This is a genomic window from Erythrobacter sp. NAP1 (assembly GCF_000152865.1).
GTDB lineage: Bacteria > Pseudomonadota > Alphaproteobacteria > Sphingomonadales > Sphingomonadaceae > Erythrobacter.
In genome coordinates this window covers 100565-125082 of record NZ_CH672390.1, presented here as the reverse complement: position 1 = coordinate 125082, position 24518 = coordinate 100565, and the positions used below count along the sequence as shown (strand labels likewise).

General features: G+C 62.1%; 22 protein-coding genes. 10 read left to right on the top strand and 12 right to left on the bottom strand.

Annotation, left to right across the window (positions count from 1 at the left end):
* Window positions 1–25: 25 nt before the first annotated feature.
* Entirely contained in the window at window positions 26–2602 is a 2577-nt protein-coding gene (gene clpB / locus NAP1_RS00565; protein WP_007163249.1) for an ATP-dependent chaperone ClpB, read from the bottom strand.
* A 221-nt stretch (window positions 2603–2823) separates the two neighbouring features.
* On the opposite strand from clpB, the gene NAP1_RS00560 reads away from it, so the two are divergent.
* From NAP1_RS00560 to NAP1_RS00540, 5 genes are all read left to right on the top strand, one after another.
* Window positions 2824–5046 carry an acylase gene (locus NAP1_RS00560; protein ID WP_007163248.1) on the top strand — a complete coding sequence of 741 codons (2223 nt, stop codon included), beginning with the start codon at window positions 2824–2826 and terminating at the stop codon, window positions 5044–5046.
* A gap of 153 nt (window positions 5047–5199) precedes the next feature.
* Complete coding sequence (locus tag NAP1_RS00555; RefSeq protein ID WP_007163247.1) at window positions 5200–8049, top strand: pitrilysin family protein; 2850 nt, start codon at window positions 5200–5202, stop codon at window positions 8047–8049.
* A gap of 177 nt (window positions 8050–8226) precedes the next feature.
* On the top strand, window positions 8227–8529 hold the full coding sequence (locus NAP1_RS00550) for a hypothetical protein (RefSeq protein WP_007163246.1): 303 nt from the start codon (window positions 8227–8229) through the stop codon (window positions 8527–8529).
* A 167-nt stretch (window positions 8530–8696) separates the two neighbouring features.
* Entirely contained in the window at window positions 8697–10076 is a 1380-nt protein-coding gene (locus NAP1_RS00545) for an NAD-dependent succinate-semialdehyde dehydrogenase (RefSeq protein ID WP_007163245.1), read from the top strand.
* A gap of 115 nt (window positions 10077–10191) precedes the next feature.
* On the top strand, window positions 10192–11964 hold the full coding sequence (locus NAP1_RS00540; RefSeq protein WP_007163244.1) for a CocE/NonD family hydrolase: 1773 nt from the start codon (window positions 10192–10194) through the stop codon (window positions 11962–11964).
* Here NAP1_RS00540 and NAP1_RS00535 read toward each other — a convergent pair.
* From NAP1_RS00535 to rpsU, 7 genes are all read right to left on the bottom strand, one after another.
* The gene (locus NAP1_RS00535; protein ID WP_007163243.1) at window positions 11961–12959 is read right to left on the bottom strand and encodes an esterase-like activity of phytase family protein; all 999 of its coding nucleotides are present in this window, start codon (window positions 12957–12959) and stop codon (window positions 11961–11963) included. The genes NAP1_RS00540 and NAP1_RS00535 overlap by 4 nt on opposite strands.
* Window positions 12960–14456 (bottom strand): Asp-tRNA(Asn)/Glu-tRNA(Gln) amidotransferase subunit GatB, encoded by a 1497-nt coding sequence (gene gatB / locus NAP1_RS00530; RefSeq protein ID WP_007163242.1) that lies wholly within the window; start codon window positions 14454–14456, stop codon window positions 12960–12962.
* The gene (locus NAP1_RS00525) at window positions 14449–14613 is read right to left on the bottom strand and encodes a glutamyl-tRNA amidotransferase (protein ID WP_241761154.1); all 165 of its coding nucleotides are present in this window, start codon (window positions 14611–14613) and stop codon (window positions 14449–14451) included. Before NAP1_RS00525 ends, gatB begins: the two co-directional genes overlap by 8 nt.
* On the bottom strand, window positions 14610–16091 hold the full coding sequence (gene gatA / locus NAP1_RS00520) for an Asp-tRNA(Asn)/Glu-tRNA(Gln) amidotransferase subunit GatA (RefSeq protein ID WP_007163240.1): 1482 nt from the start codon (window positions 16089–16091) through the stop codon (window positions 14610–14612). The genes NAP1_RS00525 and gatA overlap by 4 nt, the downstream gene beginning before the upstream one ends.
* A 16-nt stretch (window positions 16092–16107) precedes the next feature.
* Window positions 16108–16410, bottom strand: a complete 303-nt coding sequence (gene gatC, locus NAP1_RS00515) for an Asp-tRNA(Asn)/Glu-tRNA(Gln) amidotransferase subunit GatC (protein WP_007163239.1) — start codon at window positions 16408–16410, stop codon at window positions 16108–16110.
* 40 nt (window positions 16411–16450) lie between these two features.
* Window positions 16451–17038 carry an FKBP-type peptidyl-prolyl cis-trans isomerase gene (locus NAP1_RS00510; protein WP_007163238.1) on the bottom strand — a complete coding sequence of 196 codons (588 nt, stop codon included), beginning with the start codon at window positions 17036–17038 and terminating at the stop codon, window positions 16451–16453.
* Window positions 17039–17228: 190 nt separating this feature from the next.
* The gene (rpsU, locus tag NAP1_RS00505) at window positions 17229–17435 is read right to left on the bottom strand and encodes a 30S ribosomal protein S21 (protein WP_006834591.1); all 207 of its coding nucleotides are present in this window, start codon (window positions 17433–17435) and stop codon (window positions 17229–17231) included.
* 216 nt (window positions 17436–17651) lie between these two features.
* Here rpsU and crcB point away from each other — a divergent pair, with 216 nt between their 5' ends.
* Genes crcB through NAP1_RS00480 form a run of 5 tightly spaced genes read left to right on the top strand, consistent with a single transcriptional unit; the run spans window position 17652 to window position 20854 of the window.
* Entirely contained in the window at window positions 17652–18068 is a 417-nt protein-coding gene (gene crcB, locus NAP1_RS00500; protein WP_007163237.1) for a fluoride efflux transporter CrcB, read from the top strand.
* Window positions 18065–19252 carry an RluA family pseudouridine synthase gene (locus NAP1_RS00495; protein WP_007163236.1) on the top strand — a complete coding sequence of 396 codons (1188 nt, stop codon included), beginning with the start codon at window positions 18065–18067 and terminating at the stop codon, window positions 19250–19252. Before crcB ends, NAP1_RS00495 begins: the two co-directional genes overlap by 4 nt.
* Window positions 19249–19908 (top strand): HAD-IA family hydrolase, encoded by a 660-nt coding sequence (locus NAP1_RS00490; RefSeq protein WP_007163235.1) that lies wholly within the window; start codon window positions 19249–19251, stop codon window positions 19906–19908. The genes NAP1_RS00495 and NAP1_RS00490 overlap by 4 nt, the downstream gene beginning before the upstream one ends.
* Complete coding sequence (locus NAP1_RS00485; protein WP_007163234.1) at window positions 19905–20159, top strand: hypothetical protein; 255 nt, start codon at window positions 19905–19907, stop codon at window positions 20157–20159. Before NAP1_RS00490 ends, NAP1_RS00485 begins: the two co-directional genes overlap by 4 nt.
* The gene (locus NAP1_RS00480) at window positions 20156–20854 is read left to right on the top strand and encodes an ATP12 family chaperone protein (RefSeq protein ID WP_007163233.1); all 699 of its coding nucleotides are present in this window, start codon (window positions 20156–20158) and stop codon (window positions 20852–20854) included. Before NAP1_RS00485 ends, NAP1_RS00480 begins: the two co-directional genes overlap by 4 nt.
* On the opposite strand, the gene NAP1_RS00475 is transcribed toward NAP1_RS00480, so the two are convergent.
* From NAP1_RS00475 to NAP1_RS00460, 4 genes are all read right to left on the bottom strand, one after another.
* Window positions 20851–21477 (bottom strand): ABC-type transport auxiliary lipoprotein family protein, encoded by a 627-nt coding sequence (locus NAP1_RS00475; RefSeq protein ID WP_241761153.1) that lies wholly within the window; start codon window positions 21475–21477, stop codon window positions 20851–20853. The two genes, NAP1_RS00480 and NAP1_RS00475, sit on opposite strands and share 4 nt — an antisense overlap.
* Window positions 21474–22421, bottom strand: coding sequence for an MlaD family protein (locus tag NAP1_RS00470; RefSeq protein WP_007163231.1), 948 nt, complete (start codon window positions 22419–22421; stop codon window positions 21474–21476). The genes NAP1_RS00475 and NAP1_RS00470 overlap by 4 nt, the downstream gene beginning before the upstream one ends.
* Window positions 22422–22483: 62 nt before the next feature.
* The gene (locus NAP1_RS00465) at window positions 22484–23359 is read right to left on the bottom strand and encodes an ABC transporter ATP-binding protein (RefSeq protein WP_007163230.1); all 876 of its coding nucleotides are present in this window, start codon (window positions 23357–23359) and stop codon (window positions 22484–22486) included.
* Between the two features lie 3 nt (window positions 23360–23362).
* Window positions 23363–24475, bottom strand: a complete 1113-nt coding sequence (locus tag NAP1_RS00460) for an MlaE family lipid ABC transporter permease subunit (RefSeq protein ID WP_007163229.1) — start codon at window positions 24473–24475, stop codon at window positions 23363–23365.
* Window positions 24476–24518 lie beyond the last annotated feature (43 nt).

The window sequence follows — 24518 nt, the reverse complement described above, 5'->3', positions numbered from 1 at the left end:
CGCATGCCGATTGATAAGCCTTCGCTCAGACCACGGTCATTTCGAGCGCGCCATCGCCTTCGTCGACCTTGAGCGTAACGCCATCGCTCACATTGCCCTGAATGAGCATCTCGGCGAGCGGGTCTTGAAGGTAACGCTGCACCGCGCGCTTCAGAGGTCGTGCGCCATAGACCGGATCGTAGCCAACCCGGCCAAGCCAGCGCAGCGCCGCATCGGTGAGCTCGAGCGTGATCTTGCGATCGTCGAGCAGCTTCTGAACGCGCTTGACCTGAATCTCCACGATCGGCGCCATGTGCTCCATCGCGAGACGGTGGAACAGGATGATCTCGTCGAGGCGGTTCAGGAACTCGGGACGGAAATGCCCGCGAACCACGTCCATAACCTGGTCCTCGACATCGGCGACCTTTTGGTCGTCACCCAGGTTCGAGAGGTGCTGGCTGCCGAGGTTCGATGTCAGGATAATGAGCGTGTTCGAGAAGTCGACCTTGCGCCCCTGCCCGTCGGTCAGATGCCCGTCGTCGAGCACCTGCAGCAGCACGTTGAAGACATCGGTGTGCGCTTTCTCGACCTCGTCGAACAACACGACCTGGTACGGACGACGCCGCACCGCTTCGGTCAGCACCCCGCCCTCATCATAGCCGACATAGCCCGGAGGCGCGCCGATAAGGCGTGCGACAGAGTGCTTCTCCATGAATTCGCTCATGTCGATGCGCACGAGCGCCTGGTCATCGTCGAACAGGAATTCGGCGAGCGCCTTGGTAAGCTCGGTCTTGCCGACGCCGGTGGGACCGAGGAACAGGAAGCTGCCGAGCGGTCGGTTGGGGTCTTGAAGCCCCGCACGCGCTCGGCGGACAGCCTTCGATACCGCCTCGATTGCCTGCGACTGCCCGATCACGCGCTTGCCGATGATGCTTTCCATCTCCAGCAGCTTTTCGCGTTCTCCTTCCATCATCTTGTCGATGGGAATGCCGGTCCAGCGCGAGACGACGCTTGCGATGTCCTCTTCGGTCACTTCCTCGCGCAGCAGCGCGTTCTCGGTGAGGTCTTCAGCAGCGGCTAGCTTTTTCTCAAGATCGGGGATCGTTCCGTAGGAAAGCTCGCCCGCTTTCGCGAGGTCGCCCGAACGCTGCGCCTGTTCGAGTTCGAGCTTGGCTGCGTCGAGCTCTTCCTTGATCTTGCCTTCGGCTTCGATCTTGTCGCGCTCGTTCTGCCAGCGGGTCGTCAGCTCGGACGATTCCTGTTCAAGCTCGGCCAACTCCTTCAGCAGATTTGCCAGCCGGTCCTTCGAGGCCGTGTCGTCTTCCTTCTCGAGCGCCGATTCCTCGATCTTGAGCTGGATGATCCGGCGGTCGAGCGCTTCGATCTCTTCAGGCTTCGATTCGACTTCCATGCGGATGCGGCTCGCGGCCTCATCCATAAGGTCGATGGCCTTGTCGGGGAGGAAGCGGTTCTGGATGTAGCGGTCGGACAGCTTTGCCGCGGCGACAATCGCGGTGTCGGTAATTCGCACGCCGTGGTGAAGCTCGTACTTGTCCTTGATGCCGCGAAGGATGCTAACGGTGTCCTCGACCGTCGGCTCCTCGATATAGACCGGCTGAAAACGCCGCTGGAGCGCGGGGTCCTTCTCGACATACTTCTGGTATTCGTCGAGCGTGGTCGCCCCGATGCAGTGAAGCTCGCCGCGAGACAGTGCGGGCTTTAACAGGTTTGAGGCATCCATTGAGCCTTCGCTCGCGCCCGCACCGATCAGCGTGTGCATCTCGTCGATGAACAGGATGATATTGCCATCGGCATGGCGCACCTCGTCCAGGATCGATTTGAGGCGTTCTTCGAACTCGCCGCGATACTTCGCGCCAGCGATCAGAGCGCCCATGTCGAGGCTCATCAACGTGCGGCCCTTCAAGCTGTCGGGCACATCGCCATTCGCGATGCGCAGCGCGAGGCCTTCGGCAATCGCGGTCTTACCCGTGCCGGGCTCACCGATGATCGCGGGGTTGTTCTTGGTGCGGCGCGCAAGGATCTGGATCGTGCGGCGGATTTCCTCGTCGCGGCCGATGACCGGATCGAGCTTGCCGTCGCGCGCGGCCTGCGTGAGGTCGCGGGCGAATTTTTCCATCGCGTCGTAATTGCTTTCGGCGTTCGCGCTGTCGGCCTTGCGACCGCCGCGCAGGTCCTCGATCGCAGCGTTCAGGCTTTGCGGAGTAACGCTCGCCGCCTTCATCGCCTCGCCGGTTGAACCAGAGGCGAGCGCAAGCGCGGTCAGCAGCCGTTCGACCGTGACGTACGCATCACCCGCCTTGTCCGCGAGTTGTTCGGCGCTGTCGAGCACGCGAACGGCGTCGTTATCCAGCCCAGGCGTCGATTGTGCGCCGCTGCCCGTTACCTGCGGGATCTTGGAAAGACCGATATCGACCGCACTCACCGCAAGGCCAGCCTCACCACCGGCGCGCTGGATCAGGCCGGCAGCCATGCCTTCCTCATCCTCAAGCAATGCCTTGAGCAAGTGGAGCGGCGTGATGCGCTGATGGTTCATGCGGATCGCGACGGTCTGCGCGCTCTGCAGAAAACCTTTTGCGCGATCGGTGAATTTTTCGAGATTCATGGACGTTCCCTCATTCGGATTACCCCTGAAATGTAGTGTTGCATTTTGGCAACACAAGTGGTTTCAGCGATAATTCTCCCGCCTAGGTGTATTAGTTGGGTAGGTAGGTCCTGCAAGCCCCTTTGCAAGACGCCTCTTTTTCGCCTCGGCCCCGCTACTGCTTGACGAAGGGATCAGCCCCCGCAATTGTCGCGTCAAGAGAGAGTGGAGTGATCTGAGCGATGAAATGGCTTAAAGGCGGCGCGCTTGCGCTGGTCGTCCTGCTGCTTGCGGCATTTGTCTATCTGGCGACGTGGGAGCCGTTCTCCGCGCTCACCGCAGAGGCGCCCGAATACCGCGAATATTCCGCCGAGATCGTGCGCGACGAATATGGCGTGCCGATGATTTATGGCGAGACCGATGCCGATGTCGCATATGGGGTCGCCATCGCTCACTCCGAAGATGATTTCTTCACACTGCAGGACGTGATCGCGATGAGCCGCGGGCGCTATGGCGCAATTGCGGGCCAGGACGGGGCGCAATTCGATTTCGCTTACCACCTCGTTGATGCGCGCGGCACGGCAGAGCGCGAATATCCCGGCCTTCCCGCCGACACACGCGCGCTGCTTGAAGCTTATGCAGTCGGCCTCAACCAATATGCCGAAGAGAACCCCGGCGAGGTGAAGCTGGGCAATCTGTTCCCGGTCAACGGCGTCGACATCGCCGCGGGCTTCGCGCTGCGCCAACCGTTCTTCTACGGTCTTGGCAATGTCATCGGCCCACTGGTTTCGGGCGATGAACTGCGCCGCGAATTCGGTCCGGACATTCCCGGTTTCCCGCGCGAAGGCCATTCGCCTGAAAGCAGCGCTCCGGTCGATGAGGCAGAGCCGGGCGGACAGGGCCGGCACGGGCTGGTTCTGCCGTGGGGCGAGGAAGCTGACCACCTTGGCTCCAACGCATGGGCGGTGACGCCGGAGCGTTCGGGCGGGCCCACCACGCTCATTTCCAACTCGCACCAACCGCTGCGCGGCGGGGTCGCCTGGTACGAGCTTGGCGTGCAATCGGGCGAAGGCTGGCACTTTACCGGCGCAAACTTCCCCGGATCGCCCTACCCCTTCCTCGGCCACAACGAGAACCTTGGCTGGACCAACACGGTCAACCGCCCGGACATGGCCGACATCTACAAGCTGGAGGTGAGCGAGGACGGCTCGCAATACATGCTCGACGGCGAATGGCGCGAGCTCGAGGAGATCAGCTTCACCCTGCCGGTCAAGATGGGTCCGATCACCCTGCCCGTCAGCCGCACGATCTATCGCAGCGCACATGGGCCGGTCATCAGGAACGACAACGGCTACTTCGCGATCCGATATGGCGGCATGGGCAGCATCGATCAGCTCGACGCCTATTACCGCATCAACAAGGCATCCAATCTCGAGGAATGGGAGACGCAGATCGCGCGCATGGCGATCCCGTCGACCAACTTCATCTACGCCGACCGCGAGGGTAACATCGCCTATGTTTACAACGCCGCTATCCCGAACCGGCCAGAGGACGTGAAGGCGAACTGGCGCGGTATCCTTGACGGGACGCGCTCGGACCTCATCTGGAACGGTCCGGTCGAATATGAGCGCATTCCCAAGCTCATCAATCCGCCCAGCGGCTGGATCTACAACGCCAATAACGAGCCCTACACTGCCGCTGGCGAAGGCAGCGATCTGAGCCCGGACGATTTCTCTCCGGTGCTTGGGATCGAGCTCAAGCAAACCAACCGTTCGCGCCGCGCCTATCAGCTGCTTTCGGAGACCGAAGGCCCGCTGACCCGCGCCGAGCTGGAGCGGATCAAGTACGACACCGCCTATGTGCGCGAAAGCTATGTCGACAAAATGTTCGACGAGCTTGAAGCGCTGGAAGCGGAAGGCGATCTGGAGGAGGCTCGCCAGTTGCTGCTCACATGGGATTTCACCGCCGATAATGTGGGCGCAGCCGATGCGCTCGCTCTGTTGATGATCCGCGATTACATGAGCGCGGAATACAATAACGGCAATTCGCCCAGCATCGAAGAGCACCTGCGCAACGAAGTCGACCACCTGATGGAGCATTTCGGCCGGATCGACCCGCCGATGAGCGATCTGTTGCGGCTGCGTCAGGGCGATGTCGACCTGCCGCTCGATGGCGGTTCGGACACACTGCGCGCGTCGACAACCTGGCGGATCGACGATGACGGGCGGCTCAGCCTCGTTCACGGCGACAGCTTCATCCAGTGGGTCGAGTGGCCTGCCGATGGTGGCCGCGTGAAATCAGAGAGCATCCAGCCCTTCGGCTCTGCAACGACCCGGCCCGAAAGCCCGCACTACACCGACCAGATGCAACTTTACGTCGACCACAAGTTGAAGCCGGTGCGATTCTGGGAAGAGGATGTGCGCGCTCACGCCACCAGCACGCGGCGGGTTTCGAACGCTCGCTAAGGCCAGCTCGCGCTCACCCTCATCGGCGCTCATCTGCGCTTCATCGAAGCGCGACCATTCAAACGCGTGTTAAAGGCTTGATCGAAAAGCCTCCACGGCGCACAACCGCGCGCGTGTCACAACTGGAAGAGACCTGATTAGGGGAGCACATCAATGAAAATCCGTTTTGCCGCAGCAAGTCTTGCGGCGCTTAGTGTCGCGATCGCGGCACCTGTCACACCGGCCTTGGCCGAAGCGCACATGGACGCCAGCGAAGCCAGCGCAGGCGACCTCGAAGAACTCGTTGCGCAAGTTCAAATTCCTTACGAGGAATTCCAGCTCGAAAACGGGCTGACCGTCATCGTCCACGAAGACCGCAAGGCGCCGATCGTTGGCGTTGCCGTGTGGTACAACGTGGGGTCGAAGGACGAGCCGACCGGCAAGACCGGCTTTGCCCACCTGTTCGAACACCTGATGTTCAACGGATCGGAAAACGCACCAAACGACTATTTCCAGTACCTGCAGGAAATGGGCGCGACCGATTACAACGGCACCACCAATTTCGACCGCACCAACTATTTCCAGACGGTGCCCCGCCCCGCGCTCGAACGCGCGCTGTGGCTAGAAAGCGACCGCATGGGCTACCTGCTCGGCGCGGTGACGCAGGGCAAGCTCGATAACCAGCGCGGCGTCGTCCAGAACGAAAAGCGCCAGGGCGACAACCAGCCCGGAGGCCTCGTCTTCTACGAGATCCTCGAAACGATCTTCCCGGACGGCCACCCGTACCAGCACTCGGTCATCGGCTCGATGGCTGACCTTGATGCTGCATCGATGGACGATGTGCGCAACTGGTTCCGCGACAAGTACGGCCCGAACAACGCGACCCTCGTGCTCGCTGGCGACATCAACGCCGAAGAAGCGCGTCCGCTGGTAGAGAAGTGGTTCGGCCCGATCGCTCGCGGCCCGGTGAACACGCCTGCAGCCGCAGACATTCCGACCCTGTCGGAGCCGGTGCGCACGGTGATGCGTGACCAGGTCGCTGCGACCTCGATCACGATGTACTGGCCCGCGCCGGGCATCATGAGCGAAGATCTCGTCGCACTGAACGTCGGGACGCAGGTACTCGGCGGCCTCCTGTCGAGCCGCCTCGACGAAGTGCTGGTTCGCGATGAGCAGCTTGCCGTCGGCGTATCGGCCGGCAACTTCGACTTCCAGCGCGTTGGCCTTATCAGCGTCGGCGCAACGCTTAAGGACGGCGTTGAACTCTCCGCGCTCGAAGCTCGCCTGAAGCAGCTCGTCGCCGAATTCATCGTCGAAGGCCCGAGCGAAGACGAAGTGCGCCGTGCCGCCACCAGCGGTCTTGCTGGTACCATCCGCGGCCTTGAACAGGTTGGCGGCTTTGGCGGCAAGGCAGTTGCTCTTGCCCGCGGCGAAGTGCTTGCCGACAATCCCGGCTTCGCTGTCGAACAGCTTGGCCTCCTTGCCTCGATCACGCCCGCCGATGTGCAGGCCGCGATGCAGAAGTGGATGACCAAGCCGGCCTTCACTCTCGTCCTCGAACCGGGTGAGCGCGATGCCGAATACGAAGAAGCGGCCAGCGTCGCAGCCGAAGCCAACGCATCGGAGCGTGACCGCGCTTCTGAAGAGCTGACCATTTCGGTCGAGCGTCCGGCCCCGGCGATCGACAGCGTGCCTTCGCTCGACTTCCCGGACCTGATGCGCACCACGCTCGCCAACGGCATGCAGCTGACCTACGCACAGCGCGACGCGGTTCCGGCGACTTACGTCACCTTGTCGTTCAACGCTGGCAGCGCGGCTGATCCGGCAACCATGCGGGGGCTTGAAAACCTGACGCTTGGCCTGTTCGACGAAGGCACTGCGAGCATGACCAGCCAGCAGATCGCCGAAGAGCGTGAGCGTCTGGGCGTCAACATCTCGACCGGTGGCGGCGATGACCGTTCGACCTTCACGCTCTCGGCGCTGTCGGCGAACCTTGCCCCGTCGCTTGACCTGTTCAGCTCCATCATCCGTGAGCCTGCTTTCAACGAAAGCGATCTGGGCCGTGTGAAGGCGCAGACAGTGACCGGCATTCGTGCACAGATGCGCTCGCCAGCTGGCATCGCTCGCCGCGCGCTCGGTGTCGAGCTTTACGGCAGCGACACGCCTTATGGCGGCGTCACCACGATCGAGAGCGTTTCCTCGATCACGCGTGATGATCTGGTCATGTTCAAGGACACCTGGATCCGTCCTGACAATGGTGAAGTGTTCGTGATTTCGAGCCTGCCGATGGACGAAGTCGTCGAACAGCTGAACGCTGCTTTCGGCGACTGGACTGCGCCTGACATAGCGAAGGGTGAGAAGGACTTCTCTTCCCTTCCCGATGCAAGCGAAGGCGGGCGGATCGTGCTGATCAATCGTCCGAACTCGCCGCAGAGCTTCATTCTGGGTGCGCAGATCACGCCGCTTGATGGAAGCGATCCCGCTTACATCGACTTCACCAACGCCAACAACTCGCTGGGCGGCAACTTCCTCGCGCGTCTCAACATGAACCTGCGCGAAACCAAGGGCTGGTCCTACGGTGTTCGCGGCGGTCCGCAGACGCGTGAGAACGCAGTGGTCTATGCGATTTCGGGCGGCGTTCAGGCCGACCGCACGGGCGATTCGGTGGCGGAGATGATCCGCGAAACCGAAGAGTTCTTGACCACCAACGGCGTCACCGATGAAGAGCTTGCTCGCAACGTCGCAAGCGAGATCGGCGAACTGCCGGGCCGCTTCGAAACTTCGGGTTCGGTGCTGGGCGCGATGCAGAGCCTCGCGCTCTACAACCGTCCGGACGACTACTACGAAGGGCTGGTCGAGAAATACACCGCTCAGACCACCGACAGCCTCAACGCGGCTGCACGCGCTGCGCTCAATGCCGGCAACTTCGTGTGGATCGTGGTTGGCGATGCCGAAGTGGTTGCACCGCAGCTCGAACAGCTTGGCCTGCCGGTCGAAACGCGCGAGCTGGAAGGCAGCGAATAAGCGCCGACGCTACGGCTTTGAAGGATTGAGGGCGCGGGGCTTCCCAAGCGGAGCTCCGCGCCCTTATTTTATGCGCCTGATAGTGGTTGAACGCGATAATCTGACGTGTAAAACGGCCACCGACGCCGTGCTGCCGCAAGGGCTCATGGCCACGAATTTCAATTGGGAGACAAATCAATGTCTGAAGTTTCCGGTACCTACAACACCACCGTCAAGAGCCCGATGGGCGACCAGTCGGGCACCTTCACCGTTGTCGATAATGGCGACGGCACTTTCTCGGGCAACATGGCCGGCGGCATGGGTTCGATGGACGTCGAAGAAGGCAAGGTCGACGGCAACAAGCTGTCGTGGAAGATGAACATGACCGTTCCGATGCCGATGACGCTCGATTGCGAAGCCACCGTCGAAGGCGGCACCATCGCTGGCAACGTCAACGCAGGCGCATTTGGCGCGATGCCGCTGACCGGCGAAAAGCAGTAAGCCCAATCGCTTACTGACTGATGCACAGTCTTACAAAAGGCCGTCGGGGTTTGCGCCCCGGCGGCCTTTTTTGTCGCGGCTTCAAGCCATTCCAACAGCATTTGGGAACGAAGCCTGCCTTCCGCTCATTACCCTTTCGAACCCCTAACTCCCCCGAAAGGCCCCCGATGAGCAGTATCAAGACGACCAACCCCGCCACTGGCGAAACCCTCGAAGAATACCAGCAAATGTCGCGCGAAGAGGCCTGTGCGAAAGTCGATGCGTGCCATGAGGCGTTCGAAAGCTGGAAACTGAAAAGCCTCGAAGAGCGCGCCGAAGTGCTGCGCGGCCTGGGTCAGGCGCTGCGCGACAACAAGGAAGAACTCGCGCAGTTGATGACCGACGAAGTCGGCAAGCTGATCGGCGACAGCCGCGATGAAGTCGAACTGTGCGCCTCGATCTGCGACTACACCGCAGAGAACGGCCCGAGCGAACTCGCCGACGAACAGCGCGACCCGAGCAATGCAGGCCGCGGGATCGTCACCTATTCGCCCATCGGCGTCGTCTACGGCATCCAGCCGTGGAACTTCCCGGCCTATCAGGTCATCCGCTACGCGATCGCCAACCTGATGACCGGCAACGGCGTGCTGCTGAAGCACGCATCGAACTGCACCGGCAGTGGGCTCAAGATCGCAGAGATTTTCGAGAAGGGCGGCCTTCCGGCAGACCTCTTCACCGTGCTTGTCATCGACCACGACACTTCGGACGCGATCATCGCACACGACAAGGTGCGCGGCGTCACGCTCACCGGATCGGACGGCGGCGGAAAGCACGTCGCAGAGGAAGCGGGCAAGGTCCTGAAGCCGCTCGTGTTGGAGCTGGGTTCGAACGATGCCTATCTCGTCCTTGAAGACGCCGACATCGACAAGGCAGCCGAAGTGTGCGCCCGCGCGCGTCTTTACAACAACGGCCAGACCTGCATCAACGGCAAGCGCTTCATCGTCACCGACGCCGTATATGACGAGTTCGTCGACAAATTCGTCGCGAAGTTCGAAGCTATCAAGATCGGCGACCCCAATTCCGACGACAGCGACATGGGACCGATGGCTCGCACCGACCTTCGCGAAGACGTGCAGGGACAGGTCGACAAGTCGGTCGAAAACGGCGCGACAATCGCCTGTGGCGGCAAGATCCCCGATGGCCCCGGTGCGTATTACCCCGCAACCGTCCTCACCGATGTCGCCCCCGGCCAGCCTGCCTATGATGACGAGATCTTCGGACCCGTCGCAAGCGTGATCCGCGCCAAGGATGATGAAGACGCGATGCGCCTTGCCAATGACAGCCGCTACGGCCTTGGCGGAGGCATCTTGTCAGGCGACACCGACCGCGCAATCGAGATGGCGAAGAAGCATTTCGACACCGGCATGATCTTCATCAACACCTATGGCGTCGCAGACCCATCAATGCCCTTCGGCGGGGTGAAGAACTCAGGCTATGGCCGCGAACATGGCGGCTTCGGCGTCAAGGAGTTTGCCAACGCCAAGTCGATCTTCGTCGGCGCAGAATAAGCGTAAACAGATATGGGATCAGGGCCGCCGGGAGCACGCGCTTCCGGCGGCCTTATTATTGGAGTTGAAGGCGAGCCAATTTGACCGACTGCCACGGATATGATGAGAAGACACGATGGGGAGGAAAGCGAAGATAGCGATTGCCTTGTTGGTCGGGCTGACGGCAGTCGGCCTTGCCGGTGGAATGTTCCTCGCGAGCAAGGATCAGGCTCAAACCTTTCTTGAAGACGACCCGCAAATGCGAACGCACCCCGACTACCCGGTCGAGGTAACCGACATTAGTGGGCTTGCCGAGGAGATCGAGGTCGAAAGGGACGTTTGGATCACGACCCGCGATGGTACGCGCCTTTCGGCAAACATCTTCAGACCCCGTGCCGAGGGTCGATACCCGGTAGTCATGGCATTTACCGCATATGACAAGAACAAGGGGCCGGACCTTTACCCCAAACTCCTTCGGCACTCGCTCAAGCCCGATTTCGATCTGGGGCGTATCGCCGTCAGCGAGTGGACTTCGTGGGAAGGTCCCGACCCCGCCTTTTGGGTCCCGCAAGGATACGTGGTGATTTACGTCGATTCCGCTGGCTTCGCCTCGTCAGAAGGAGAGCCGAGCACCCTGTCCCGTCGCGACCGCGACTACTTCTACGACGCTATCGAATGGGCCGGGGAGCAGGGGTGGAGCAACGGCAATATCGGGCTGAACGGGGTGTCCTATCTCGCCATCTCGCAGTGGGTCGCAGCCAGCGGCAATCCCCCGAGCCTCAAGGCTATCATCCCATGGGAAGGCCAGTCCGATCCCTATCGCGAAGTGCTCTACCATGGTGGTATTCCCGAAATCGCCTTTACCAGTTTTTGGATCCGCAAAATGCGTTCGGGAGCCAATGGTGCGCCGCTGCCGCATCCGATCATCTTCAAATTCGCGCATCAGCGACCTTCGCTGATGCGCAGGGTCCAGACGAGACCTGCAACGACATCTGGGATCGACCTGCAAAGCATCACGGTGCCAGCTTTGATCGCTGGAACATGGTCGGACCAGGGCCTGCACACTCGCGGCTCTTTCGAAGGGTTCAAGACCATCTCATCAGAGAAGAAATGGCTTTATACGCATGGCCGCTCGAAGTGGGACGTTTATTACAGCGAGGAAGCACTTGAGACACAGAAAGCCTTCTTCGACCACTTCCTGAAAGGCGTCCCGAATGGGTTCGACCAAACGGCTCCGGTGCGCGTCGAAGTGCGCGAGGACCTTCGAAATTTTCAGGTTTATGAGGCTCAGGACTGGCCCATTCCTGGCACTGATTACCAATCACTCTATCTCAATGCGCAGTTGGGCGAGCTGTCGAGCAGCCTGCCCGCTCAGCCACGAGAGGCAAGTTACGATGCACTTACAGGCAGCCGTACATTTGACCTCATCTTCGATGAGGACACAGAACTAACCGGCAACATGAAACTTAAGCTGTGGGTCTCGGTGGACGAAGGAGATGACATGGACCTTTTCATTGGCGTCCGCAAACTCGACAGGCAGGGTCGCGAAGTCCACTTCTTCGCCAAAACTGGTTACATCAAAGGACCGGTCGCGATGGGCTGGCTTAGAGCCTCGCAACGCGAGTTGGATGAAACACGTTCGACCCCGTGGCAACCCGTACTGCTTCATCAGGATGCAGCACCGCTAACGCCGGGCGAGATCGTACCGGTCGAGATTGAAATTCTGCCAAGCAGCACGCTGTTCCGCGCCGGCGAGACACTGAGATTGGTCATCCAGGGGCGCGATCTGTTCGACCATCCCGCACTTGCACACGGCTATCCTGTAAACCGTGGCCAGCACACGGTTCATGCGGGCGGGAAATACGATTCACACCTGTTGGTGCCAGTTATCCCGCGCCAGGAAGACTAGTTCGCCAGCTCTCCGCCAACGATCTCGAACTTCATCAGCAGCGTGCGCTGGTTCGACGAGAAGTTGTCGTCGCTGACGAGGTAGAGGAAGGTGCGACCTGCTTCCTCGCGCACGGCGAGACCTTCGAAATTGTCGGTTGTGAGCGGCGGGGTAATCGTCATCAACTCGCGGCGCTCGCCTTCGGGCGTGTAGGTGACAATCGCTGCTCGGTTATCGTCGGCTGGCGACCACGAGCGGAAAAGGACTGTATAAGTCCCGTCTTGAAGCGCGTCCGCATCGGTTGGAACAGCTCCAAACTCGACAAGCTCCTGCGGCGGATTGACGGGAAACGGCGAATAGGTGTCGTCAGCGTAGTCGAAGAACTGGCAATTGGCTTGGCTTGGCGCAGCCAACCGCTGGACACAGATCAATTGGCTTTGGTTACCCAGCGCGAATGCTTCGATCCCGCTGTTTCCTTCAAGTTCGCCGAATACCGCTTCCGGGTCGAATAGGGTTCGGACAGGGGTGCCGGACAGATCATCGCCGTAGCTCAATATCCGGTGATTGCGCTCGAACGAGACGGCCCAGCCGGTCTCCGGATCGTAGATTATCCCTTCGCTGTCACCGTCTTCCTTGCCGGTCAGAACTTCGCCGGAGACGCCAAGCAACGGGCCCGTTTCAAGGTCGGCAATTCCCGTCAGCCGCCCGCCTACTTCGACCGGCGTCATCCAGACCCAGCGCGCATCGTCGGTGATGGCAAGCAGCCGCCCGCTTTGCGCATCCCAGCGAAGGCCCGAAAGCCCTCCAATATTTTCGCCCATGCGCGGGATATCGAGACCGCCGAGATACTCGAGCTGGCCGATGCGGGTGCGCGAAGGGTCGGCAGGATCGAGCGCCACGGCGACAACTTGCGTGTCACTCGCCTCGCGATGGTTCGCAAACAGCGCATAGCCGATGATCACGGCGCACAGCGCAACCGCGATTACGAGAAAGCGACGGCTGCGCGCCGAGTTCATCTAGCCCAGCTTGTCCTTGAGGATCTGGTTCACCACCGCCGGGTTAGCCTTGCCCTTCATCGCCTTCATCGTCTGGCCGACGAAGAAGCCGAAGAGCTTGTCCTTGCCGCCCTTGTACTGCTCAACCTTGTCCTCGTTTTTGGCGAGGATGTCGTCGATGGCAGCCTCGATCGCGCCAGTGTCGCTGACCTGCTTGAGGCCCTCTGTCTCGGCGATTTCGGCAGGCTCGCGGCCCTCTTTCAGGACGATCTCGAAGATTTCCTTGGCCTGACCGCCGCTGATCTCGCCCTTGTCCTGCATCGCGAGGATAGCAGCCTGACGCTCGGCGGTGGCGTGCTCGACATTGGCGTCGTCACCCAGCGACTTGATCACGCCCGGCGCAACCGAAAGCGCCCAGTTCGCAACCTGCGTCGCGACGGTCTTCTCGTCCTTGCCGGTGGCCTCAGCCGTCGCAGTGAGCAACGTTTCGAAGCGCGCAAAGGTCTCGACCTCGGCAGTCAGCTCGCGCGCGTTGTAAGGCGTAAGACCAAGCTCGCTCTCATACCGCGTGCGCTTGGCATCGGGCAGTTCGGGGAGCGAAGCGCGACATTCATCAAGGAAGTCGTCTTCCAACACCAGCGGCAGCAGGTCAGGATCGGGGAAGTAGCGATAATCGTGCGCGTCTTCCTTCGAACGCATCGTGCGGGTCGTGCCGGTTGCGACGTCGAACAGGCGCGTTTCCTGATCGACCGTGCCGCCGCTTTCCAAGACGTCGACCTGACGGTTCGCCTCATATTCGATGACCTGCATGACGAAGCGCACAGAATTGACGTTCTTCGTCTCGGTCCGCGTGCCGAGTTCCTCGCCCGGCTTGCGGACGGAAACGTTCACGTCGGCGCGCATCGAGCCTTCTTCCATGTTGCCATCGCACGAACCAACATAGCGCAGGATCGAGCGCAGCTTGCGCACATAGGCGCCGGCTTCGGCAGGCGAGCGCATGTCGGGGCGCGAGACGATTTCCATCAGCGCAACGCCCGAACGGTTCAGATCGACATAGGACATGGTCGGATGCTGATCGTGCATCAGCTTGCCTGCATCCTGTTCGACGTGGATGCGTTCGATCCCGATGATCTTGTCTTCGGGAATGCCGGTCTTCTCGTCCGCTTCGATCAGCAACTGCCCCTCACCCACGAGAGGGTGGTAAAGCTGGCTAATCTGGTAGCCCTGCGGCAGATCGGCGTAGAAGTAATTCTTGCGGTCAAAGCGCGACCACTGGTTGATCTCGGCCTCGATCGCCATGCCGGTGCGCACAGCCTGACGGATGCACTCGCGATTGGGCACGGGCAGCATTCCGGGCATCGCCGCATCGACGAGGCTCACCTGGCTGTTCGGCTCCGCGCCGAACGCGGTGGAGGCGCCCGAAAACAGCTTGGCGTTGGAAGTCACCTGCGCATGGACCTCAAGGCCGATCACGACCTCCCACTCGCCCGTTGCGCCCTGGATGCGATAGTCACTCATCGTTTGTCTCTTTGTCAGAAATCATCTTGCCATCAGGCCCGAACCGCGCCTCTCCGTGGTCGACATTCTTGCGCACCCAGTTCGCGACCATGAAGGTCAGCGGAACGGCGAGAATGATGCCAATCCCGGCGAGAAGCAGCGGGGTGTCGATGGTCACCACCACTTCTCCGGCGCTTGCTCGAAACCGCTGCGCTGCTGGATCGCAAGGCCGGCGTCGAGCACGGTCTGCTCGTCGAAGGGCTTGCCGACCAGTTGCAGGCCGAGCGGCAGGCCGTCGGGGTTAAGCCCGGCGGGAACGCTCATGGCCGGAAGGCCTGCGAGCGATGCGGGAACAGCGAAGACGTCGTTCAGATACATCGTCAGCGGGTCTTCGTTGAGGCTGCCCAGCGGGAAGCTTGCCGTCGGCGTGGTCGGCGCGAGGATCAGGTCGCACTCGCCCCATGCCTGCTCGAAATCGCGGGCGACAAGCGCGCGGACCTTCTGCGCCTGGTTGTAATAGGCATCATAAAAGCCTGCGGAGAGCACGTAGGTGCCGATCAGGATGCGGCGCTTGACCTCGTCGCCGAACCCTTCGGCGCGGGTGGCGGCGTACATGTCCTGAAGGCCTGCGCCTTCGGGCAGGTCGCGAAGGCCGTAACGCACGCCGTCATAGCGCGCGAGGTTGGACGAGGCTTCGGCTGGCGCGATGATGTAGTATGCGGGCAGCGCGTATTTGGTGTGCGGCAGCGAGACATCGACGATCTCTGCGCCTGCATCCTTGAGCCATGCCTTGCCCTGCTCCCACGAGGCAAGGATGGCCTCGTCGGTGCCGTCCATGCGGTATTCCTTGGGAATGCCGACCTTCTTGCCCTTGAGGTCTGCGTTGAGCGCCGCTTCCCAGTCGGGCACGTCCATCTTGAGGCTCGTCGCGTCCTTCGGATCGAAGCCCGCCATCGCGCCAAGCATGATCGCGCAATCCTCCACCGAGCGCGCCATCGGGCCAGCCTGGTCAAGCGAGCTTGCGAACGCGACCACGCCCCAGCGCGAGCAGCGGCCATAGGTCGGCTTGATCCCGCAAATGCCGGTGAAAGCGGCAGGCTGGCGGATGGATCCGCCGGTGTCGGTGCCGGTCGCAGCAGGCGCGATGCGCGCGGCAACCGCGCTGGACGAACCGCCCGAGGAACCGCCGGGCGACATGGCGGCGTTGCTGCCTTCCTTGCGCCATGGCGAGGCGACGTTGCCGAAGTACGACGTCTCGTTCGACGAGCCCATCGCAAACTGGTCGAGGTTGAGCTTGCCCAGCATGCCAGCACCCGCATTCCACAGGTTTTGCGAGACGGTGCTTTCGTATTCGGGCTTGAAGCCTTCGAGGATGTGACTTGCGGCGGTGGTCTGCACGCCGTGCGAAGCGAACAGGTCCTTCATGCCAATCGGCACGCCGCCCATTGCGCCCAGATCCTCGCCCTTCGCGCGCTTCGCATCCACCGCATCAGCAGCGGCGAGTGCGTGGTCGGGCGTGGTCACGATGAAGGCGTTGAGTTCAGCAGCGCTGGCGACCGCGGCGTTGAAGCTTTCAGCCACTTCGCGCGCGGTGAAGTCTCCGCCGGCAACGCCGTCGCGGATGGCTTTGACACCAAGATTTGTGAGGTCAGTCATGTGCGTTCAGCTCAACCTATTCGATAACTTTGGGCACGCCGAAAAAGCCGTGCTCGGCCGCCGGAGCATTGGCGAGCACTTCGTCGCGCTTGCCGCCGCCCGTTTTGGGATCGGCATCGACCACGTCGTCGCGAAGGCGCAGCGTGTTGGGAATGACAGCCGACATCGGCTCAACGCCTTCGACGTCTACCTCGCCAAGCTGTTCGACCCAATTGAGGATGCCGTTCAGTTCCGGCACCATGCGTTCGAGTTCTTCATCGCCCATCTTGATGCGCGCCAATGACGCGATCTTGGCGACGGTCTGTTTATCAACCGACATTGTTGTATTCCTCGGCGGGTGCAAATCACCCGGTTCAAGATTATTGCGGTGGTACTGTGCCCGGCACGTCCTGCGCCTGACCTTCCGGAGGGCCTCCAAGACCGCCTTGCATGGCGCGTTGCAGGATCGTTAGGTTCCGGTCGAAGACTTCGCGGCTCATGATATCGACCACTTCGATCTCGAACACGAGGTCTGCGTTCGGCGGGATCGGCGCGCCGGGAGGCGGCTCTGCACCATAGGCCATGTCGGACGGAATATAGAGCTCGTACTTCCCGCCTTTCTGCATCTGCTGAAGGCCCTGGTAGAAGCCTTCGATGGTGGAATCAGGCTCGACCGGGAACGGGCTGCCTTCCGGGAAGACGCCTTCGACCGGGAGCGGGATATCCTGCGATTCGTCGAACACTTCGCCGGTCGAGGCGAGCGAGCCCTTGTATTTTACGAAGACCATGTCGCCCTGCTCAGGGTTCGGCCCTTCGCCCGCGACCAGCGTGTCGATGCTGAAACCCTTGGGCACGGCTGCGAAAGCGAGGCTTGCGCCCACCAGCAGCGCGACGATGACGCCGAGCCAGATCTTGGTCAGCGAGCCCTTGGCAACGGGCTGAAGCGGAACGCGGGTAATTTCGGCCATTGATGATCCCTGAAGAAAGCAGGCGCCCCATAAGCAAAAGGGCGCGGAGACTGTCCGCGCCCTGATGGCTTATCCAGTGGCGGGTTTCAAGCATTTCGCGCTTGTTTTCGGCTCGGCCCTTCCGGGCGCAAAACCTGTTCCCACTTTGGCTGAAGGGCCTCGGCACAAAGCCGCTGCCCTTCGCGGCATCTTACTTGATGCCGTCGCGCTCCATGCGCTTACGCTCGAGCTTGCGAGCGCGGCGAACGGCAGCTGCCTTTTCACGGGCGCGCTTTTCGCTGGGCTTTTCGTAGTGACGACGCAGCTTCATCTCGCGATACACACCTTCGCGCTGCAGCTTCTTCTTGAGAGCGCGCAGGGCCTGATCGACATTGTTATCGCGAACCATGATTTGCATAAACGACTACTACCTCATTTCAAATGCGCCGAGCCCGCTAAACCGAATCGCGGGAATGCGCGTAAATTTGACGCTAAAAACGGCGCGAAACCCACCTTCCTAAGGCTCGGTCGCGCTGAAACTGGGGCCCACATAACGCTCAGCGGCGAAAATGGCAAGGCTTGGAGTGCTTTCACTGTGGCGGCGCAGCCACCTTGTCGCTAATGCGGACCGCTCATGAGCACCGCTTCACTCTCCCCAGCCCTTGCATCACTCTACGTCGCCCTTGGCGGCGGGATCGGTGCTGTCGGCCGCTATCAGGCGGGACGGCTGGTCACGCATATGGCGCCTTCGGGCGCAACATTCCCCTGGCCCACGCTTGCCGTCAACGTGGTTGGCAGCCTTGCGATGGGCCTTCTGTTCGGCTGGCTGGCGCGGGCAAGCGTGGCCGCACAAACGGGCGAAACGCTGCGGCTGCTGGTCGGGGTTGGCCTGCTCGGCGGGTTCACGACGTTCAGCGCGTTCAGCGCAGAGATGGTCACGATGATGCATCGCGCTGCATACCTCCCGGCCCTCGCCTATGTCGGTGTTTCGGTGATCGCCGGGATGGCCGCTTTCATTATCGGTCTTGTCATGGGGCAAAGTTCATCATGAACAAGAATGCAAACGAAGTACGCCAATTCACCGTCTCGGACGACGATGACGGCATCCGCCTCGACCGCTGGTTCAAGCGTAACCTGCCGAAGATCGGATTTGCGACCATCTCGCGCTGGGCACGGACCGGTCAGGTGCGCGTCGATGGCGGGCGTGTGAAACCGGAAGATCGGCTCGAAGCAGGGCAGGTTCTGCGCGTTCCGCCCGGCGGTGAAGACCAGAAACGCGGTCCCAAGCCGCGCCGCCCTCTGACCGAGGAAGAGATCGCCGAGGCGCGCGCCATGGTGATCCGCGAAACGCCGAGCGCCATCGTGCTCAACAAGCCGCCTGGTCTCGCGACGCAGGGCGGAAGCAAGACAACCAAGCATGTCGACGGGCTGCTCGATGCCTTTGTCGATGATCAGGAGGAGGACGCCCCGCGGCCGCGCCTCGTCCACCGGCTCGACAAGGATACTTCGGGCGTGCTGCTGATTGCGCGCACACCGGGAAGCGCGGCGACCTATTCGCGCAAGTTCTCAGGCCGAAGCGCGCGCAAGGTCTACTGGGCGCTGGTCGTGGGCGTTCCCGAAGTGCGCGAGGGCACAATCGACGCCCCGCTCGCCAAGCAGCCGGGCACGGGCGGCGAGAAGATGCATGTCGACGAGGAAGGCGGCCAGATTGCCAAGACCCGCTACCGTGTGGTCGAGCGGGCAGGCACGCGCGCGGCATGGGTGGAGCTTGAGCCGCTGACCGGCCGCACCCACCAGCTGCGCGTCCACTTGGCAGCGATCGGCCATCCGATTGTAGGCGATGGCAAATATGGCGGGCAGGATGCGTTTCTCACCGGCGCGATCAGCCGCAAAATGCACCTGCACGCACGCCGCCTGATCATCGGCACACCTGAGAGCAAAGGCGCGGGCGGCAAGCTCGACGTGACCGCTGACCTGCCCGAACATTTTGCGACCAGCATGGAATCGCTCGGCTTCGATTTGTCGCTCAGCGATGCCTCCCCGATCCGCGACGAAGCGCCAGAGCGCACGCCTGCGGAGAAAAAGCAGGCGGCGCGCCGACACGCCAAGCAATTCCGCAAGGACCGCCGCGGCGAGCGCCGCACGCGCGCGACGTCGAAGGTAACGGCGAAGAAGAAAGCCAAGGGCCCCGCCAAGGGCAGGGGTCCGGGCAATCCGAAGGGTCGCAAAAAGTGACGAGGCTCGCCGTCTTCGACTGCGACGGCACGCTTGTCGATGGGCAGGCGGATGTCCTGTGGGCGATGGCGCATGCTTTCCAGAAAGCGCGACTTCCCGAGCCCGATCCTGCACAGGTCCGCCGCCTCGTGGGCCTGAGCCTGCCGGTTGCGATCCGCGAACTCGCTCCTGATGAGGACGTGCGCAAGCAGCGAGATCTCACCGAATTCTACAAGTCATCATTCCGCGCTCGGCGCGAGGAAGGCCTGCTGAGCGAACCGCTCTATGACGGCATCGCCGAGCTGCTCCATGCTTTGCACGACGACGGCTGGAGCCTCGCGGTCGCCACGGGCAAATCGGATCGCGGGCTCACCGCCTGCCTTGCGACCCACGGCCTCACAGACCTGTTCGTCTCGCTACAGACCGCCGACCGCCATCCGTCCAAGCCCCATCCCGCCATGCTTGAAGCCGCTCTGTTCGAAGCCGCTGCTCAGCCCGCAAACGCGGTGATGATCGGCGACACGAGTTTCGACATGCAGATGGCCCGCGCTGGCCGGGTGCGCGGGATCGGGGTCGCGTGGGGCTATCACACAAGCGAAGAACTCGAAGCGAGCGGCGCCGATGTGGTCGTTAGCGATGCAGCGGCCCTGCGCGAAGAACTGGAGCGCGCCTCTTGAGCACTTACACAGACGAAGAACGCGAGCGCGCACAGCAGCGCTACGTCTACCTGCAACTCACCCGCTTTGCCGCGATTGGCGCTGTGCTGCTCGGCATCGCGATTGCCCGCGCTGTCGTGCCTGCGCCTTACTGGCTGGGCGTCGCGCTCGCGGTGGGCGGGCTCGTCGCGTTCTTCTTCGGACCTCCCCTTCTCGCGCGGCGTTTCAAGGCCCGCGACACGCATCTGCCCGAAGGCATGGATAAACCGTGAAGCGATTTTATAAGGAAGTTGACATCCAGCCCGCGCTGGGTGGGTGGCAAGTCACGCTCGACGGGCGCGCAATTCGCACCCAGAAAGGCGCAGGCCAGATCGTGCCCACCGAGGCGCTCGCGCGAGCGCTGGCGGCGGAATGGGATGCACAGGGCGAGAAAATCGATCCAGCCACGCTCCCTCTGCGCGATATGGCCGATTACGCGCTCGATGTGATCGCGCCCGATCCTGCAGCGGTCGCGGATAAAGTGCTCACCTATGGCGACACCGACACGCTGCTCTACCGCGCCGATCCGGACGAGCCACTCTATGTGCGCCAGCAAGAGCTGTGGGAACCGATCACGAAGCGTTTCGAAGAGCGCCACGGCATCGAACTCGTGCGGGTGAGCGGCATCGTGCATCGGCCGCAAAACGAGGCGACGCTGGCCAAGTTGCGTGACGCGCTCGGCAAGCAAACGCCGTTTGCTCTTGCAGGGATGGAGGCGATGACATCGCTTGCCGCATCGCTGATGGTCGCGCTCGAAGCGAGCGAGCCGGGTGCCGATGCGCTCGCTCTATGGCAGGCCGCTAGCCTTGAAGAAGAGTGGCAGGCGGAACTATGGGGCCGCGACGAAGAAGCCGAGGAACGCCGCGCTAAACGAGAATCCGATTTCCTGCGCGCGCGAGAATTCGTGCGGCTCGCAGCTTCCGATTAGGGGTTCGCAATCGCCCAGTCGGCGACTTCGCCGGCCAGCGTGTTCGCCGCGCGGTTGAGCGCCGGGCCCACATCAGACGCTTCAGCGAGAATACCCTCTTCGCGCGCTTCGAAGCGCCGCGAAGTGACCGTGCCATCGTCGCTGGTCAGGATCGCGTTGAAGCTCACCACCACCGACGAAGTCGGCGCGTCGTAGCCGAGCTCAATCAGGCTGCCGCGCAGGTAACGCGTCGCGACCGTGGGCGAATCCTCGCCATCAAGCACCAGCATCGAACCGCGTGTACGCAGCGTCTCACCCAAGAGGCGGCGGAACAGGCGCGCAGGCTTTTCGACCCAGACGGCTTCCTGCAGATAAGCAATCTCGGTGTCCGAGACGTTCACCGGCACGCGCTGCACGTCGAGCTTGGCCGGGACTTCGGGAGTGAGCACCGCGATTGCCGAGGATTCCCCGGCGCGATTGTGCGATGCGCCCGAGCCAGCCGGCGCCATCGCGGTCGGCGTCAGGCTTAGCAGGCTTTCAGGTGGCTCTGCCCCGCCGAGGCTCACGCAGGCAGACAGCGCGAGGCTTGCGCCCACAAGCGCGGAAAGGGTGAAAGCCGGTTTGATCATTCTCGCAGTTTTCATGGCTCATAATCAGGCAGCGCCTGTCCCCCGAGCAGCGAACCTGCCCCTTGCGTTTCGATCTGTTCGGTAATGGCGCGAAGCGAGCGACTGGTGCTGCGCAAGTCGCGCAGGGTGGCCTCGGCTGCGGGCAAGGTGCCCTCGCGCAGCTGGCGTGCGGCGGGCCGCGTGTCTTCCAGCGTCGCCGCGAGCGCAGCCGCCGCCTCGTTCGCGCTGCGCAAGGTGCCGCGCAGTTCTTCGGCCAGAAGCGGGCCTTCCTGATTGATCAGTTGATCGGTCGAGCGTGTCGCCGTTTCGAAAGCGTCAAGCGCCTCGCCTGCTTCGCGAAGCGCAATCTCGAACTCGGCAAAGGTGCCTTCAAGACGAGGTGCTGCATCTGCGAGCTCGTTGGTCAGACGGTTTGAGTTTGCCAGAATACCGCGCAGGTTATCCTGGTTCTCAGGGCCAAGCAGGATGTTCAGGTTCTCGGTCAGCGTTGCCAGCCGCTCCAGCAGCAACGGCGCGTTGTTGAGGAGCGCGTTGATGCCGCCATCCTTGGGCGGGATAACAGGTCTACCTTCCGGGCACGCCGTGGTGTCGCAGGTGATGGCCGGAGCACCGCCGCGCGCGCCGTCGAGCAAGATGGTCGAAACACCGGTAAAGCTCGACTGGATCGTCGCCGTGGTTCCGATCAGGATCGGCACCTCATCTCGCACCCGGATACGCACGCGCACGAATTCAGGGTCGTCTTCGGACAGGGCGATGTCGACCACCTGCCCGACCGGGACGCCGGCGTAAGCGACCTGGCTACCCTGCGCGAGGCCCGAAACCGACTGCGCATAGAAGATGTCGTATTCGTTCACGTCGCCCTGGTTCAGCCGTGCGATCCAGACGATGAATGCCGCCATTGCCGCAAGCAGCGCCAGCGTAACCGCACCGACCCAGAGGTGATTGGCTCTCGTTTCCATTGCGCTACCCTATGAACGCGCAAAGGCGCGCCTGTCCAATATGTTGTGCAAGTGCCACTGGATTAATCCCCCCAATCGGCTGCGCGGCGACCGGCGTTCAGGCGATGCGCGGTCATCGCCCCGCGACCGCGTGGGCCGTTGAAATATTCGTCGATCCACGGATGGCGAGTCTCAAGCAATTCGGGGATCGTACCGACCGCGATAACCTTCTTGTCGGCGAGCACCGCGACCCGGTCGCAAATCTCGTAAAGCGTATCGAGATCGTGCGTAATGAGGAAAACGGTAAGGCCCAGCGTCTCTTTCAACTCGCGCGTCTGGCTATCGAACTTGGCCGCGCCGATAGGATCGAGACCCGCGGTCGGCTCATCTAGGAAAAGCAATTCGGGATCGAGCGCAAGAGCGCGGGCAAGGCCTGCGCGCTTCCTCATGCCGCCTGAAAGCTCGGACGGGTACTTCGCGACGGCTTCTTCCGGAAGGCCGGAGAGCAGCACCTTGTAGCGCGCGATTTCCTTGCGCAGGTCGTCGGAAAGCTCAGGGTAAAATTGCTTGAGCGGAACCTCGACATTCTCGCCGACGGTCAGTGTCGAGAACAGCGCCCCGCCCTGGAACAATACGCCCCAGCGGCAGCGCACGCCGATATTCTCATCCGGGTCGCCATCGGTGATGCAGCGGCCCAGCACCTCGATCCGCCCGGCGGTGGGTGTCTGAAGCCCGATGATCGAGCGCATCAGCACCGATTTACCCGTCCCCGATCCGCCGACAACGCCAAGGATCTCCCCACGCCGGACTTCGAGGTCGAGCCCGTCATGCACGGCAAAATCGCCGAACTTGTTGACCAGCCCTTCGACAACGATGGGCGGATGCGAGGCAAAGCGGTCGTGGTCTTCGGGATGAAGCTCTGCATTGTGCTGGACGGTCATTGCGCGCTTGTCTGCCATGCCTCAGCCCCAACCGATCTCGGTGAAGAACACCGCGAAGAATGCGTCGAGAACGATGACGGCGAAGATCGCGGAAACCACCGCCATCGTCGTGCGGATGCCGACCTGCTCGGAATTCCCCTTGACCTGCATGCCGTGATAGCAACCCGCTAGCGCGACGATCAGTCCGAAGACCGGCGCCTTGACGAGGCCGACCCAGACATCGTGCAGCGGCACCACTTCCTGAATGCGTTCAAGGAAGGTGAAGAACGGGATGCCGAGCGACAGATGCCCAACGACCGCGCCGCCGACGATGCCGACGATCGAGGCGTAAAAGCCCAGCACCACCATCATGAAGGTGCAGGCGAGGATGCGCGGGATGACAAGCCGTTCGATCGGAGAAATGCCGATCGTGCGCATCGCGTCGACTTCTTCGGTCAGCTTCATCGTCCCGATCTGCGCGGCAAAGGCGCTTCCTGAACGGCCTGCGACCATGATCGCGGTCATCAGCACGCCAAGCTCTCGCAAAGTAATGCGGCCCACGAGGTTCACGGTCAGCGTCTCTGCCCCGAACTGCGCAAGCTGAACCGCGCCCTGCTGCGCGATGACGATACCGATGAGAAAGCTCATCAGCCCGATGATCGGCAGGGCCGCCACGCCGACCATCTCCATCTGGCGCACGGTCGCCTTCAACGGGAATGTCGAAGGATGCCGCAGCAGGCTGCCAAATCCGATCAGGATCTGCCCGAAGAATCCGACCACCCCGTAAACGCCGGAGCGCGCGGCATAGACCTTTTCGCCCAGGGCAAGCGGCACACGCTCCCAGACAGGGGTGCGGTCCGGGGTGATTTCGACATCGCTCGATGCGGCCTCGACCGCTTCGAGCAGGCGCTTGGCAGACGGGGTGGTTCCGGTGATGGCGGCGGATTGATGCGTGGCGAACCGGCACACCACCCACGCGCCGACCGTGTCCATTTCCTCAACATCGGAGAGATCGACCCGGCCAACCTCGTGCCCTAAGCGGCTGAGCTCGCGCTCAAGCTTGCCAATGGTCGAGACAAGCAGCGGCCCCGACAGCGCGAGCATCGTCCCGCCGCCTTCCTCATCGTGAAGCGTGAATTGAGCGCCGCCGTCCATTGCCTCAAGCGTATGCGCAACTTTCCCGCTCGGCTCAAGCGGT

Excerpts from the sequence above, each read along its gene's own strand:
- gatC (WP_007163239.1), bottom strand. The coding sequence starts at position 16,410 with ATGTCGGTTGATAAACAGACCGTCGCCAAGATCGCGTCATTGGCGCGC.
- NAP1_RS00495 (WP_007163236.1), top strand. The coding sequence starts at position 18,065 with ATGAACAAGAATGCAAACGAAGTACGCCAATTCACCGTCTCGGACGAC.
- crcB (WP_007163237.1), top strand. The coding sequence starts at position 17,652 with ATGAGCACCGCTTCACTCTCCCCAGCCCTTGCATCACTCTACGTCGCC.
- gatB (WP_007163242.1), bottom strand. The coding sequence starts at position 14,456 with ATGAGTGACTATCGCATCCAGGGCGCAACGGGCGAGTGGGAGGTCGTG.
- NAP1_RS00510 (WP_007163238.1), bottom strand. The coding sequence starts at position 17,038 with ATGGCCGAAATTACCCGCGTTCCGCTTCAGCCCGTTGCCAAGGGCTCG.
- NAP1_RS00475 (WP_241761153.1), bottom strand. The coding sequence starts at position 21,477 with ATGAAAACTGCGAGAATGATCAAACCGGCTTTCACCCTTTCCGCGCTT.
- NAP1_RS00465 (WP_007163230.1), bottom strand. The coding sequence starts at position 23,359 with ATGGCAGACAAGCGCGCAATGACCGTCCAGCACAATGCAGAGCTTCAT.
- gatA (WP_007163240.1), bottom strand. The coding sequence starts at position 16,091 with ATGACTGACCTCACAAATCTTGGTGTCAAAGCCATCCGCGACGGCGTT.
- NAP1_RS00550 (WP_007163246.1), top strand. The coding sequence starts at position 8,227 with ATGTCTGAAGTTTCCGGTACCTACAACACCACCGTCAAGAGCCCGATG.
- clpB (WP_007163249.1), bottom strand. The coding sequence starts at position 2,602 with ATGAATCTCGAAAAATTCACCGATCGCGCAAAAGGTTTTCTGCAGAGC.
- NAP1_RS00545 (WP_007163245.1), top strand. The coding sequence starts at position 8,697 with ATGAGCAGTATCAAGACGACCAACCCCGCCACTGGCGAAACCCTCGAA.
- NAP1_RS00535 (WP_007163243.1), bottom strand. The coding sequence starts at position 12,959 with ATGAACTCGGCGCGCAGCCGTCGCTTTCTCGTAATCGCGGTTGCGCTG.
- NAP1_RS00555 (WP_007163247.1), top strand. The coding sequence starts at position 5,200 with ATGAAAATCCGTTTTGCCGCAGCAAGTCTTGCGGCGCTTAGTGTCGCG.
- NAP1_RS00540 (WP_007163244.1), top strand. The coding sequence starts at position 10,192 with ATGGGGAGGAAAGCGAAGATAGCGATTGCCTTGTTGGTCGGGCTGACG.
- NAP1_RS00560 (WP_007163248.1), top strand. The coding sequence starts at position 2,824 with ATGAAATGGCTTAAAGGCGGCGCGCTTGCGCTGGTCGTCCTGCTGCTT.
- NAP1_RS00470 (WP_007163231.1), bottom strand. The coding sequence starts at position 22,421 with ATGGAAACGAGAGCCAATCACCTCTGGGTCGGTGCGGTTACGCTGGCG.
- rpsU (WP_006834591.1), bottom strand. The coding sequence starts at position 17,435 with ATGCAAATCATGGTTCGCGATAACAATGTCGATCAGGCCCTGCGCGCT.
- NAP1_RS00460 (WP_007163229.1), bottom strand. The coding sequence starts at position 24,475 with ATGGACGGCGGCGCTCAATTCACGCTTCACGATGAGGAAGGCGGCGGG.